At 46.4% G+C, this 13737-nt stretch carries 12 protein-coding genes and 1 pseudogene; 6 read left to right on the top strand and 7 right to left on the bottom strand.

What is annotated here, in order from left to right; all coding sequences use genetic code 11:
• Positions 1–61: 61 nt before the first annotated feature.
• From I2494_RS12285 to I2494_RS12300, 4 genes are all read right to left on the bottom strand, one after another.
• Positions 62–1030 (bottom strand): MFS transporter, encoded by a 969-nt coding sequence (locus I2494_RS12285; protein WP_218467191.1) that lies wholly within the window; start codon positions 1028–1030, stop codon positions 62–64.
• Positions 1003–1338 carry an MFS transporter gene (locus I2494_RS12290; RefSeq protein ID WP_218467190.1) on the bottom strand — a complete coding sequence of 112 codons (336 nt, stop codon included), beginning with the start codon at positions 1336–1338 and terminating at the stop codon, positions 1003–1005. Before I2494_RS12290 ends, I2494_RS12285 begins: the two co-directional genes overlap by 28 nt.
• A 35-nt stretch (positions 1339–1373) precedes the next feature.
• Positions 1374–1793: a MarR family winged helix-turn-helix transcriptional regulator gene (locus I2494_RS12295; RefSeq protein ID WP_218467189.1), complete on the bottom strand. Its 420-nt coding sequence runs from the start codon at positions 1791–1793 to the stop codon at positions 1374–1376.
• A gap of 166 nt (positions 1794–1959) precedes the next feature.
• Positions 1960–3975, bottom strand: a complete 2016-nt coding sequence (locus I2494_RS12300) for an LTA synthase family protein (protein ID WP_218467188.1) — start codon at positions 3973–3975, stop codon at positions 1960–1962.
• A gap of 294 nt (positions 3976–4269) precedes the next feature.
• Between I2494_RS12300 and prfB the strand changes: the two genes are divergently transcribed.
• From prfB to I2494_RS12325, 5 genes are all read left to right on the top strand, one after another.
• A protein-coding gene (prfB, locus tag I2494_RS12305; protein WP_218467187.1) for a peptide chain release factor 2 occupies positions 4270–5368 on the top strand; the annotation gives its coding sequence in 2 pieces (ribosomal slippage) (positions 4270–4344 and positions 4346–5368; 1098 coding nt in all).
• Positions 5369–5385: 17 nt separating this feature from the next.
• A complete protein-coding gene (gene lysS / locus I2494_RS12310; RefSeq protein ID WP_218467186.1) occupies positions 5386–6909 on the top strand; it encodes a lysine--tRNA ligase in 1524 nt (507 codons plus the stop codon).
• 260 nt (positions 6910–7169) lie between these two features.
• Positions 7170–7841, top strand: coding sequence for a CsgG/HfaB family protein (locus I2494_RS12315; protein ID WP_218467185.1), 672 nt, complete (start codon positions 7170–7172; stop codon positions 7839–7841).
• Between the two features lie 18 nt (positions 7842–7859).
• Positions 7860–8216, top strand: coding sequence for a DUF4810 domain-containing protein (locus tag I2494_RS12320; protein WP_218467184.1), 357 nt, complete (start codon positions 7860–7862; stop codon positions 8214–8216).
• A complete protein-coding gene (locus I2494_RS12325) occupies positions 8213–8869 on the top strand; it encodes a DUF799 domain-containing protein (RefSeq protein ID WP_218467183.1) in 657 nt (218 codons plus the stop codon). The genes I2494_RS12320 and I2494_RS12325 overlap by 4 nt, the downstream gene beginning before the upstream one ends.
• A 166-nt stretch (positions 8870–9035) precedes the next feature.
• Here the strand turns inward: I2494_RS12325 and focA are convergent.
• Positions 9036–9878 (bottom strand): annotated as a pseudogene (gene focA, locus I2494_RS12330) (formate transporter FocA); the annotation flags it as partial.
• A 566-nt stretch (positions 9879–10444) separates the two neighbouring features.
• Here focA and dps point away from each other — a divergent pair.
• On the top strand, positions 10445–10948 hold the full coding sequence (gene dps / locus I2494_RS12335) for a DNA starvation/stationary phase protection protein Dps (RefSeq protein WP_130590521.1): 504 nt from the start codon (positions 10445–10447) through the stop codon (positions 10946–10948).
• 242 nt (positions 10949–11190) lie between these two features.
• Here dps and I2494_RS12340 read toward each other — a convergent pair whose 3' ends face one another.
• Positions 11191–12105 carry a LysR family transcriptional regulator gene (locus tag I2494_RS12340; protein ID WP_218467181.1) on the bottom strand — a complete coding sequence of 305 codons (915 nt, stop codon included), beginning with the start codon at positions 12103–12105 and terminating at the stop codon, positions 11191–11193.
• Between the two features lie 417 nt (positions 12106–12522).
• On the bottom strand, positions 12523–13734 hold the full coding sequence (locus I2494_RS12345) for an acetyl-CoA C-acetyltransferase (protein ID WP_218467180.1): 1212 nt from the start codon (positions 13732–13734) through the stop codon (positions 12523–12525).
• Positions 13735–13737 lie beyond the last annotated feature (3 nt).

Below are 13737 nucleotides of genomic sequence, written 5' to 3' on the forward strand. Positions count from 1 at the left end.
AGGCAATATGAGCAATATCGTTTTTACGGCCGGAATATCCTCAGAACTCCATAATATCAATCTACGATGAAGTTTCCTGGCTACGCAGTGAGATCACCACACTCTTCTCCTTAATTGGCAAATTCACCACCGCAGCCAGCAGCGCTAACGCAATATCGGCATACCATACCCACAGCAGATTGCCTTCATACTGCATTGCCAGTCCGCCCAACCAGGCTCCAAAGAAAGCCCCAATCTGGTGAGTGAATAGCGTAAAACCAAACAGTGTTGCCAGATAGCGGGTACCAAACAGTTTGCCGACAATACCTGCGGTAGGCGGAACCGTCGCCAGCCAGGTAAGGCCGGTAGCCGCAGCGAAAATATAGAATGTCAGTTCTGTTTTAGGTGAAATCAGATAGATAGCAATCATCAGCGCACGTGAGGCGTACAGCACCGCCAGAATATATTTCATCGGGAAGCGCTTACCCAGAATTCCGGCAAAGATGCTGCCTGCAATATTACACAGGCCAATAAGAGACAAACTTACCGCGGAGACCGAAGCATCGTGTCCACACAGGCTGACTTCCCCCGGTAAGTGGGTGGTGAGAAAAGCCACGTGAAAACCGCAGGTGAAAAAGCCAGCGTGCAATAACAGATAGCTGGGGTTGCGAAATGCCGCTTTGATCTGCTGTTTTAGTCCAATTTCAACCTGAGGATTTTGTACCGGTACGGCAGAGTGATGAGGTTTGGCTATTTTTCCATTTCGGCAAAGCAGCCATGAAGGAATTATCGTCACCAGTGCCGAACAGGCCAGAAACAACAATCCGGATGACATACCGCGCAGGCTGACCAGTGCCTGAACCAGCGGAGCAAAAATAAATTGCCCCATAGAACCACCGGCATTGATAAGGCCGCTGGCGACAGAGCCTTTATCCGTTGGTAAACGGCTGGCCACAATACCAATCAGCACCGAGAAACTTCCGGCTGCGGCACCGGCAGGGCTGAAAAGCCCCTGAGCCAAGGTCAGTGGAACAAAAGAGGAGGCCCACAAAGTCCCATGGCGATCAGCACCGCACCAACGACCAGGACGGGAAAAGCCCCTTTCTTATCAGCCCAGGCGCCAAACAGTGGCTGAAAAGCTCCCCACATCAGTTGGCCTATGGCCAGCGCCATGCTGACTTCAGCAATGCTCATGGCGGTTGTTTCAATAATTGGATGGACAAACAACCCAACCGTCTGGCGAATACCCATGGTAACCATCAGGATAATACTGGCCAGAATAATAGGTAACCACAGGTTAGGCGAATGGGAAGGGGGCTCGCCCACTGTAGAAGATCCGGTATTATCGCGCTTGCTCAAGGGATATTCCTTTTATCGTCAGATGATAAGTAACGCTATAGCGTATTGGCGGTGTTAAAAAAGCCCATCAGACTTTGATACTCTTCGCCAAGCTGTTGTTTAAATTTGTTTTGAGCCTGCTGCCACAAAGGAATAGCTTCCTGTAGTGTGTGCTCACCTTTTGGAGTAAGGCTAAGACGACGTTTACGGCTTTCCGTAGGGGAAGCATCAGCAATCAGCCCTGCCATAAGCAACGGCTTTAACGTGCGAACCAGCGTACTTTTCTCCAGTCCGACTTTTTCAGCCAGCTCCCCGGTACCACATTCGCCAAGACGAGCAACATTAATCAGCAGTGAGTACTGATTAACACTAATGCCGCTGGGTAATAGCGTCTTGTCATAATAGTCGGTGATCCTTTGTGCCGCCCGGCGCATACGGATACATAAACAAGGATCCTGAGGAAGTGCGGTTTGCATAATATCAACCCCGTGATTGATTATGGTGTATATACACCATAATCAATGTGAAACGGAGGGTCAATGAATTTTTGTGAGAAATAGTGTTGATTTATTGGTGTTATTCATAATCTGAGGCACGGCGCGAAATGCGCCGTGCTGTAGTCGAACGATTAAATCTTTGCGGCTACTGCTGTTTATGAACCTGTCGATTCAACTGCCATAACAGCAAATCGGTAAACCCACTCCAGCGATTAAACTGCTTCTGTTGTTCCGGCGTCATGGCTTGGGGTTCCCCAAGCAGCAGGCCTTGATCTGAAGCCCAGGGGCGGTATTCGCCTTTGTCCGTCAGAAGATAGGCACCCTGTGGGGTAATAATCGCTTCCGGGTTATAGCCCTGACACCAGATATCGTCCAGATGCTCGGCCAGCAGGTTACAGCCGGTTTTATAGTAAGGGGTATCGGACAGGCTCAGTTGATACAGGGTTGGCCAGATATCCTTGTGGCTACCAACGCGGGCAGCATCAAAATGGCTCTGTTGACGATAGGCTTGTGGAACATACAGGTAGAAAGGCACCCCGTGTCCCAGCACCCGCTCACGGGCATCCGGATAACCAATTCCACGAATATTGTGGTCGCCGGTGGCAGCAATAATGGTACGGGAGCCCAACGGCTGAGATTTAACCCAACTGATAAACTGCCCCAACTGATCGTTAGTGTAACGCAGGGTCTGCATCACTTCGTCAAGGGTTGCACCCGTTGCCAGATTGCTCAGGCGCTGCTTTTCTTCATCGCTGAGTACAATTTGGGTTTTCTGGTAACCATCCGGCGTTTTATAAGGTGGATGATGGGTAGTGGACATGGACATAATCAGTACGTGCTCACCATTTTTGTCCGCTTCCGCCAGCCGCTCTTCAATATAACGGAACATGAACTCATCCGGCACGCCCCAGGTTCCTAACTGTGCTTCGGGATAGCGTTTTTTCAGGCCGTTTTGCTCCATGAATTCGCTAACCCCCAGATGGGAAAGGAACTGGTTAAGGTTACGCCATGAGCCGTTGCCGGAAGTCACGAAAATTACTTTATAGTCGTTAGCCAACCAGGGCTTAAACATATTACTGGCAAAGTCGAGGGATTGAGCGCTGGACTGGGTAATACCGCTCATCGGACTGCGTACGAAGAAGCGGCTTAAGCTATCAATGGTGCCATCACCTTCTGAGATAAAGCGCTCAAAACGCCAGTCGCTGACCCAGTGCTGCTTTAATGCGCCAAACAGATCGCGATCCGGACGATCGTAACTTTCAAGGTAATAGCCCATGCTCTCCATTACGGCGAAAACCACGTTAGGCGGCGTTTGCTTCGCCAGCGGATTAACGTCAGTTTTTGCCATAAACGGCGCCAGTCCGGCCGGGGTTGGTTTATCCAGAAAACGGCTCAGCAGTTCCTGACCCTGTTGGTCAGTGGCCTCGGCGAAATGGTTATTTTCGCTGTGGGCCTTAAACGCCCAGTTAAGCGCCATCAGCCCGTTAGGCGTCAGCATATTTAACATTTTGAGTTCAGAAACCTGTGCATCCGACTGGCGCAGTGGGAAAGTGCCAATGGAACCGCGCATGCCGACAAAACCAATAGCCAGAATCAGCAGGGTAGATAATGCGCCCATTGGCAGACTGAGGCGACGTTCCGGCTTAGCACTTAAACGGCGCTGCCAGCGGCGATAAAGCCAGAAAACCAGTAAAGCGAACAGCCCTAAACCCAACAGACCGCGGATAACCGGATAGTCTTGCCACATGGTAGTCAATACCGCTACGGTGTCGTCTTCAATCAGCCCGAAAACAAAGATATCAATCGCCCGATCGTAGGTGGCGTAATAAAAGATATTACCAACGGTGATCGTCAGTACCAGTGTGCTTAATAACGTTGCCAGCCACGGCCAAAAACGCTGCCAGAAATGAAAACCGCACTGAGTTACGGCCAGCAACGCAGCAATCAGCAGGCAGGGTACAAACAACAGGCTGGCAATTCGAATATCAAACAGGCCGCCAGTCCAAAACATCCGTGTTACATCAGAATCGAAACCCGCCAGAATTTCGTTCGAGCCATAAGCTGATAGCAGATAGGTTCTGCCAGCGGTTTGAGTTAATACCGCCAATAGCCAGGGCAATAAAAGCGCGACAAAAGCTTGTCGAAATCTGAAAAACCACATAATGCCTTCTTTCTGGTAAGCAAATTGGAATAGACACATTCGTTAGCCGGGTAGTGTACGAGATTTATCAGACGAATTTGAATAGAGAATGATAATAATTGGTTACTGAAGATGAAATTGTTCGGTAACTTTTCCTGCGTATTATCCGTTCTTGTTACATTCAGGTCATGATTCAACAGCAAGATGCATAAAAAGCCCCTGTTTCGGCTATATTCCGCAGCGCAGATCCGATAGAATTACTCGTTTATGATAAAAATCCTGTCAACGTATACGACGTAATGGTAAGTACAAATCATGTTTGAAATTAATCCGGTAAAAAACCAGATTCAGGATCTGTCCGAACGGACAGCGGTTCTTCGGGGGTATCTTTGACTATGATGCCAAGAAGGAACGTCTGGAAGAGGTCAATGCAGAACTAGAACAACCCGATGTCTGGAATGAGCCAGAGCGCGCGCAGGCATTAGGTAAAGAACGTTCTTCCCTTGAAGCTATCGTAGAAACAATCGATCAAATTGAGCAGGGTGTTGAAGATGTCACCGGGCTGCTGGAACTGGCAGTGGAAGAGGATGACGAAGACACCTTTAATGAGACGGTTGAAGAAGTAAACCTGCTGGAAGATAAATTAGCCCAGTTAGAGTTTCGCCGTATGTTTTCTGGCGAATATGACAGTGCTGATTGTTATATTGATATTCAGGCTGGTTCTGGCGGTACAGAAGCCCAGGACTGGGCCTGCATGCTGGTACGGATGTACCTGCGCTGGGCTGAAGCCAAAGGTTTCAAAACCGAAATGATTGAAGAATCTGATGGTGATGTGGCCGGTACCAAATCAGCCACCATTAAAGTTATTGGTGACTATGCCTATGGCTGGCTGCGTACTGAAACTGGCGTTCATCGTTTAGTGCGTAAGAGTCCGTTTGACTCCGGCGGCCGTCGTCATACCTCATTCAGCTCTGCTTTCGTTTATCCGGAAGTGGACGATGATATTGATATTGATATTAACCCGGCAGATTTACGCATTGACGTATACCGTGCATCCGGTGCCGGTGGTCAGCACGTTAACAAAACCGAATCTGCGGTTCGTATAACACATATGCCTACCAACATTGTGGTGCAGTGCCAGAATGACCGCTCCCAGCATAAGAATAAAGATCAGGCCATGCGACAGCTGAAAGCAAAGTTGTATGAGTATGAATTGCAAAAGAAAAATGCGGATAAGCAGGTGATGGAAGAGAACAAATCGGATATCGGATGGGGTAGCCAGATTCGTTCTTATGTACTGGATGATTCACGCATCAAAGATTTACGTACCGGTGTTGAAACCCGTAATACTCAGGCCGTATTAGATGGCGACCTGGACAGATTTATTGAAGCAAGCTTAAAAGCTGGGCTATAAAAAAGGATAGAACAGAAATGTCTGAGCAACCTCAAGAGCATGATGCAGCGCAATCTATTGCGGAATTAAATAACGAGCTACAGGCTCGCCGTGAAAAGTTAGTGGCACTGCGCGAGCAGGGAAATCCGTTCCCGAATGATTTCCGTCGTGATGTGACATCCGACAAACTGCATGCAGAATATGATGGTAAAGAGAACGAAGAGCTGGAAGCATTAGGCCTGGACGTTGCGATTGCCGGTCGTATGATGACTCGCCGCATTATGGGTAAAGCGTCGTTCGCAACCCTGCAGGATGTGGGCGGTCGCATTCAGATTTATGTTTCTCGTGACGATCTGCCAGAAGGCATCTATAACGAGCAGTTTAAGAAGTGGGATCTGGGGGATATTATCTCTGCCCGCGGTAAACTGTTTAAAACCAAAACCGGTGAGCTGTCAGTTCACTGCCATGAAGTTCGCCTGTTAACTAAAGCATTACGCCCACTGCCGGATAAATTCCATGGCCTGGCGGATCAGGAAACTCGCTATCGCCAACGTTATTTAGATTTGATCACCAATGACGATTCCCGTCGTACCTTTGTGATTCGCTCTAAAATCATGGCGGCTATCCGTAATTTCATGGTGAAACGTGACTTTATGGAAGTCGAAACCCCAATGATGCAGGTCATCCCGGGTGGTGCTACTGCGCGTCCATTTATTACTCATCATAATGCGCTGGATATCGATATGTACCTGCGTATTGCGCCAGAACTGTACCTGAAGCGTCTGGTGGTGGGTGGCTTTGAGCGGGTGTTCGAAATTAACCGTAACTTCCGCAACGAAGGGGTTTCTCCACGTCATAACCCAGAATTCACCATGATTGAGCTGTATATGGCCTATGCCGATTACAAAGACTTAATTGTGCTGACCGAAGATCTGTTCCGCACCCTGACTCAGGAAGTGTTGGGCACCACTACAGTGGAATATGGCGATCAGACTTTTGATTTTGGTAAGCCATTTACCAAAATGACCATGAAAGAGGCAATTTGCCACTATCGTCCGGAAACCAATGTTGCCGATTTAGATGATATGGATAAGGCGAAAGCCATTGCTGAATCTTTAGGTATTAAAGTTGAGAAGAGCTGGGGCTTAGGCCGCGTTCAGTGTGAAATCTTTGAAGAAACCGCTGAAAGCCATCTGATTCAACCAACGTTCATCACCGAGTACCCGGCTGAAGTGTCACCTCTGGCTCGTCGTAATGATGATAATCCGTTCATCACCGATCGCTTTGAGTTCTTTATCGGCGGTCGTGAAATCGGTAATGGCTTCTCCGAGCTGAATGATGCAGAAGATCAGGCTCAGCGTTTTGCCGATCAGGTTAGTCAGAAAGATGCCGGTGATGATGAAGCGATGTTCTATGATGAAGATTATGTCACCGCACTGGAGCATGGTTTACCGCCAACGGCTGGTTTAGGTATTGGTATTGACCGTATGGTGATGCTATTAACCAATAGCCACACTATCCGTGACGTTATCCTGTTCCCGGCGATGCGTCCGGTGAAATAACCGAAGCTATTCAACAAGAATAAGGGGAGCGTTGGCTCCCCTTTTTTTGGCATTTTTGTCAGAGCCTGAAATTAATTTCATGTTTTTATTATAAAAATTGAATTTATTTTTAATGTAAATCAATTATGATAGTCAGGTATTAAGACTGTTAAGTGAACACCTTCCCTATTTTATTGTCGAAATGTAACCGTAATGCGTATACCTGTGCATTACAGGAGAGTGCGTCACCTGTTTTTTATAAATAAAGGATCATTTAGACCATGATGAAGAAAATAGCGTTAGGGATAGGCGTTAGCGCCATGGTGTTACTGGGCGGATGCGCAACCGAGTCCTCTCGTAGTGTGGAAGTGCCTAAAGTGGCTTCTTATAACACCAATTATCAGGGCGCACGTAGCCCGATCTCTGTAGGTAAGTTTGATAACCGCTCCAATTATATGAATGGTGTGTTCTCCGATGGTGTTGATCGTCTGGGGAATCAGTCTAAAACGATTCTTATGACTCATCTGCAGCAAACCGGGCGCTTTAATGTATTAGATCGCGCCAATATGGAAGAGATTAAGAGCGAAGCAAAAATGGCCGGCAAAAGTCAGCAGCTAAAAGGTGCTGATTATGTGGTTACCGGTGACGTAACGGAATTTGGTCGTAAAGAAGTGGGTGACCGTCAGTTATTTGGTATTTTAGGCAGAGGCAAAACCCAGATTGCTTACGCTAAAGTTAACCTGAATATTGTTAATGTACGCACCTCTGAAGTGGTTTACTCAGTACAGGGCGCGGGTGAATACGAACTGTCTAACCGTGAAGTGATTGGATTTGGTGGTACCGCCAGCTATGACTCAACCCTGAATGGTAAAGTTCTGGATTTAGCTATTCGTGAGGCGGTGAATAATCTGGTCACCGGTATTGAAAACGGTTCCTGGAAACCAGCACAATAATCAGATGGAATAGCCATAATGAAATTAGGATACAAAGCAGGGTTGCTGCTGGTAGCTGCTGTGCTGGGTGGCTGTATGAATGCTCCCAAGCCTATTTATAGTTGGGATAATTATCAGGATACGGTTTATGAGTATTACAAACTTGAAACCGGGCCTGAAGAGCAGATAGCAGCCCTTAAAGTGGCGATAGAAAAGGCGAAAGCCAAAGATCTTCCTGTTCCTCCAGGGTTACATGCCCATTTAGGTCTGCTGTATAGCAATACCGGACATCCTGAACTGGCCGGAAGTGAGTTTGAAGCAGAGAAGGTGCTGTTTCCTGAATCCGCACCCTTTATGGAATTTCTGCAGAAGAAGTTAAAGGGAGGCAAGAAATGAGACATTTAATCGCCCTGACGGGATTAATCGCGACGTTGCTGCTGGCCGGTTGTGCTAAACCCGTTGATTATGATTATTCGGCCTTCCGACAAAGTCAGCCGAAAAGCATCTTAGTATTATTGCCTCAAAACTCATCGCCGGAAGTGAATGCCAGCCATGGTGTTTTATCTCAGGTGACTTTGCCACTGGCGGAGTCGGGATACTACGTATTCCCGGTAGCGGTAGTTGAAGAAGTTTTCAAACAAAATGGTATGACGAATGCCCATGATATTCAGGGCGTGAGTGCCACTAAGCTGAGAGAGATTTTCGCAGCCGATGCTGTGCTTTATCTGGAGGTCACTGATTATGGTACCTCCTATAAAGTAATTACCAGTGAGTCACGGGTAACGGTAAGCGGCAAACTGGTTGATCTGAAAACCGGTCAACAGTTATGGAGTGGTTCCGCGACTGCCTCTTCCGCGGAAGGAGATTCGGGTAATAATGGTATTTTGGGTATGTTGCTTCAGGCAGCGATTAATCAAATTAGCCATACGTTATCAGATAAAAGTTATGACATTGCCGGTATTACCGCCGCGCGCCTGCTCTCCGCCGGCAGACCAAGCGGTATTCTTTATGGCCCTCGTTCGCCAAAATATGGTAAAGAAGCCGAGTAATCTTAGCGGTTATAGCTAGTTTCCCGGGCCACGTGATGTCATACCGCGTGGCCCGTTTTTTATGCATTCAGGCAGCTTTAGATTCGGGTGGCGATGGGGGAGACGCACTACTTTTGGGTTCTAAAGGCATGACATTGGCATTGGTTGGTGCCTTATCAATGGTGTTTCGCAGATACATAAACCAGAAAGGTAAGCCAACAAGCAAACCACCCAGAATATTGCCGATGGTCACCGGCAGCAGATTCTTCAGTAAGAAATTAGCCAGCGTCAGATCGGAAAATTGTTCAACGGAAACGCCAACTGAAAGCCAAAATTCAGGGGCAGCAAAGTTTTTAATCGCAATTCCCATCGGGATCATAAACATATTAGCGATACTATGTTCGAAGCCGCTGGCGACAAACATTGCGATGGGCAGGATGAGAATAAACATTTTATCCATCAAACTTTTACCCGCGTAACTCATCCATACCGCCAGACAGACCATCAGATTGGCCATCAGACCAAGAAAAACTGCCTGGGTAAAGCTATGGTGCAGTTTATATTGTGCGGTATTCAATACGTTCAATCCCCATTGCCCATTAGCCGCAGTGTGCTGACCGGCAAACCAGATGATAGCAACCAGAAACAGCGCACCAAAAAAGTTACCGATATAGACATGAGTCCAGTTGGTGAGCATTTGGCCTAAGCTAATTTTGCCACTGGCTTTGGCGACGCTGGTTAAAATGGTAGAGGTGAACAAATCAACCCCGCAGGCAACCACTAACATTAGCCCTAATGAAAAGCAGGCGCCTCCCAGAAATTTAGCCCACCCGTACGGGGCGCTGGCAGTTCCGGTAGTGGCAGTAATGTAGAAGACAAAAGCGATAGAGATAAATAAGCCGGCAAGAATGGCGGAGATATAAACCTGACTCAGCGGTTTACTGGTTTTATAGATACCGGCATTTTCTGCAATTTTGGCCATCTCCGGGGCGGAAAAGCAACTAACGCCGTTTGCATGGGGATTATCCATAATGTGTACTCTCTCAGTTATCAATAATGGCATTAACCGTAGATAGCGGTAGTTGGTCATTAACTCGGCTTTCGTTGCTTCGCTATCTGCACATTTGGGGTGTTAAGTTATTGGTGTCGAAATCGATCAGCGGTGTGGGTTTCTTGTGTGATGAGCGATATCATGACAATGATTAACAAGCATTTTTTATGCCATAGTGGGTGTTTTTTAATCAGTTGAAAATAAAGTATAAATTTTAAATAACTGAGATTGTCAGACAGTTTCAGCAGAAATGTCGACGATAATGTATCGTCATTCATAGCTGATAGATTGAGTGATGGTATTTGGACAAATAAGCTTTATTTATATATTAGCAATATATTAATAATATTTACTTTATTAAATGAGAACTACTCGTATATAATAATGATTATCAAACTTGATTGAACAATGATATTTATTTTCTTTTACGACAATAACCTATGTCTATAATAGGCATATTCTATCTGCAATATCCCCTCAGAGTGCTATACTATTTAAATATTAATCAGGCACTCCAATGTTAAAATACAATGAGGACACGGATAATGAGTACAGTTAAATCATTAAAAGCAAAAGAGTCAAAATTAGCGTTCACACGCCTTGATATTGAAGAAAGTGTAAAATTATCCTCAATTAAGACCTTAAATCACATGGTTGCTCAACTGGCCGATTTGGCGTTGATTACTAAGCAAGCCCATTGGAATATGAAGGGTGCTAACTTTATCAGCGCTCATGAAATGATTGATGGTTTCCGTGATGTGCTACTGGCTCATCAAGATACTTTTGCTGAGCGTGTGGTTCAGTTCGGCGGTACCGCAATGGGCACTTTACAGGCTGTAGCCGTTGCGACAACCCTGAAGGCTTATCCAACGGATATTTACACAGTTAAAGACCATCTGACTGCGCTGGCAGACCGTTATGCGGTTGTGGCTAATGAAATGCGTAAAGCGATTACTGAAGCAGAAGATGAAGACGTGGCTGATATGTTAACTGCCGCTTCCCGCGATCTGGATAAATTCGTGTGGTTTATTGAAGCTCATTTGGCTTAATAACTTGTAGTAATAAGATAAATAATTAACCCCTCTGATAGTAATATCAGAGGGGTTTTTGTTATATAAACTTAAAATATATCAGCTCTGTTTTTATCATTTCAAACACTAATCATAATTACAGGTGTTGTACTGAGATAATCTTTATTTCTGTATCAAAAGTATTATTTTTCAGGATGGTAATATTGATTGCTACCAATAATAAAGCACCGCCTTTAAATAAAAGAGGCGGTGCTTTATTATTATTTTTTCTTTTCCACTAAACGCTGCTCAAGGTTATTAATCAGATAATCTTTAAATAACGATAGTCTGGCCGGATAGTGTTCACGCCGCTTGTAATACAGATTGATATCAAAGGTGCTGGCCATATAGTTCTCCAGAATACTGACCAGATGCCCCTGACGAATATCCTCTTCCACTAAAGACTTTGGCAGATAAGCGATGCCCGCGTGGTTAAGAGCCAGTCGTTTGAGAATCTCTGAGTTATCGCATTCAAAAAAATTCGGAATGTTATAGATGCTGACTTTACCATTCAGGAAGAATTGCCATTTGTTACCACCTACCAGGCTCTTGGAATACAGGCAGCGATGGTCAGCTAAATCTTCCGGGCTTTGTGGCGCAGGATGCTGGCTCAAATAGCGAGATGAGGCAACGGTGACCAGCGGTTCACTGACTAAACGTTTACGTACGTCTGAAGAGTCATGGTCGATTTTGCCCTTATAGCTGGCCTGTGCCCGAATAGAGAAATCGACCTCATCCACCAGGTTCACCGGGAATGGATTAATAAACAGCTTCACCTTAATTTTGGGATACTCAATTAAGAAGCTGGAGATAATGTCCACCAAATGTTCGGTGGCAAACAGCGGGGTAGAAGCAATACGAATCAGGCCAATATAGTCATTGCCGGTACTCATTACCTCTTCAATCATCTCACGGGCATCCCGCGCCAGTGGTTCAAACTTCTCATAAAGATGCATACCGGTTTGGGAAGGGGATACCCGACGAGTGGAACGTTTTAACAGGCTAACGCCCATCTCTTTTTCTAACTCAGCAACCCAGCGGCTGGCAGCCGAAACTGAAATATTAAATTCTTCCGCTGCTTTACTTAATGAGCCTGATTTAACCACGGCACAGAAGAAGATAATTTTATCCAGCATGACGATACTCCTACTTTATTGTTTTTCATTGTTGTTATATTCGCCACGTTATTTGAAGCAAAACGACAGGTTTGGAACAATCTACGCTGGCTGGCGGTAAAAAATAATCTATCCCTTAAACGGGACACTCGTCCCAATAGTATATTTTACGATCTCTTATTGTGCAGGTCGCTCTGAGCGCTCACAAAATGGGAGGATGGATAGGTTCTGTCTATTCAGAGGGAATAAAAAAACCTCCTGAACGAATGTACAAGAGGTCAGATTACAGGCTAAAGCTAATTAAATCGCTCTTCCGGCCGGGCACTTGAGTGATAGGCCCACATCGTCATTACGGCCGGAATATCCACTGAAATCGGATCAGACAAACAACAACCTCACCCCCAAAAAATTCAGCGGTGAGGTATTCAAGCGATAAAATCAGAGGTTCTTAATTACGATAGCCACACCCATACCGCCACCAATACACAGTGAAGCCAGACCATACTGATTATGGCGACGCTTCATTTCGTGAATCAGTGAAACGGTAATACGACCGCCGCTGGCACCCAGCGGATGACCAAGGGCAATAGCGCCACCGTTCACGTTGGTATGAGGTAATATCGATTCCACGCTACAACCATGTTCTTGTGACAGTTCACGTAACACTCCCAGAGACTGGGCAGCAAAGGCTTCGTTTAGCTCAATCAGCTCCATATCCTGAAGGCGCATACCGGCATTTTTTAACGCTTTGCTAATTGCCGGTACCGGGCCAAGGCCCATCACTTTAGGATCAACACCGGCTTGTGCATAGGAAACGATTTCAGCAATGGGCTTCAGACCGTACTTCTCTACCGCTTTTTCACTGGCAACGATCAACGCACAGGCGCTGTCATTCAGGCCGGAAGCATTGGCGGCAGTGACGGTACCACCCTCTTTTTTAAAGGCAGTGCGCAGCTTTTCCATATCGGCGAGAGTAGTAAAAGGCTTGATATACTCATCAGTATCAAAAGTAACCGGCCCTTTACGTCCCGGAACCATAACCGGAACGATTTCATCGCGAAATTTTCCTTGTTCCTGAGCCGCGCCGGCTTTTTGCTGACTGGCCAGCGCAAAGTCATCTTGCTCCTGACGGCTGATATGATGTTTTTCAGCGATATTTTCAGCCGTAACGCCCATATGAATCTGGTTCATGGCATCCATTAAGCCATCAATCAGCATGGAGTCTTCCAGCGTCATATTCCCCATCTTCACGCCGTTACGTATTTTTCCCGGCATCAGAAACGGTGCAGAGGACATATTCTCCATACCGGCAGCCATGACCAGATCCGCATCGCCCGCTTTAATATGCGAGGCGGCATCCATAATGGTTTTCATGCCGCTGCCACACAGCATATTCAGGGTGTAGGCAGGAACGGAATCTGGCACACCAGCTTTTAATGCTGCCTGACGACCCGGGCCCTGACCCTGACCGGCACTCAACACATTACCGACAATCACTTCATCCAGCCATTCTGGTTTAACACCTGACTTTTCCAGTGTCTTTTGCATCACTTGTGCAGCAATATCGCTGGCAGGTAATGAGGATAAGGTTCCGCAGAAGCTGCCGATTGCCGCACGCTGGGCGGCAACAATGTATACTTTATTCGTCATATA

Origin of the sequence: Limnobaculum allomyrinae (assembly GCF_016649425.1) — a bacterium.
Lineage (GTDB): Bacteria > Pseudomonadota > Gammaproteobacteria > Enterobacterales > Enterobacteriaceae > Limnobaculum > Limnobaculum allomyrinae.

What these genes read in the sequence shown, in the direction of transcription:
- I2494_RS12295 (WP_218467189.1), bottom strand. Translation starts at nt 1,793, where the DNA reads ATGCAAACCGCACTTCCTCAGGATCCTTGTTTATGTATCCGTATGCGC.
- I2494_RS12300 (WP_218467188.1), bottom strand. Translation starts at nt 3,975, where the DNA reads ATGTGGTTTTTCAGATTTCGACAAGCTTTTGTCGCGCTTTTATTGCCC.
- lysS (WP_218467186.1), top strand. Translation starts at nt 5,386, where the DNA reads ATGTCTGAGCAACCTCAAGAGCATGATGCAGCGCAATCTATTGCGGAA.
- I2494_RS12315 (WP_218467185.1), top strand. Translation starts at nt 7,170, where the DNA reads ATGATGAAGAAAATAGCGTTAGGGATAGGCGTTAGCGCCATGGTGTTA.
- I2494_RS12320 (WP_218467184.1), top strand. Translation starts at nt 7,860, where the DNA reads ATGAAATTAGGATACAAAGCAGGGTTGCTGCTGGTAGCTGCTGTGCTG.
- I2494_RS12325 (WP_218467183.1), top strand. Translation starts at nt 8,213, where the DNA reads ATGAGACATTTAATCGCCCTGACGGGATTAATCGCGACGTTGCTGCTG.
- dps (WP_130590521.1), top strand. Translation starts at nt 10,445, where the DNA reads ATGAGTACAGTTAAATCATTAAAAGCAAAAGAGTCAAAATTAGCGTTC.
- I2494_RS12340 (WP_218467181.1), bottom strand. Translation starts at nt 12,105, where the DNA reads ATGCTGGATAAAATTATCTTCTTCTGTGCCGTGGTTAAATCAGGCTCA.
- I2494_RS12345 (WP_218467180.1), bottom strand. Translation starts at nt 13,734, where the DNA reads ATGACGAATAAAGTATACATTGTTGCCGCCCAGCGTGCGGCAATCGGC.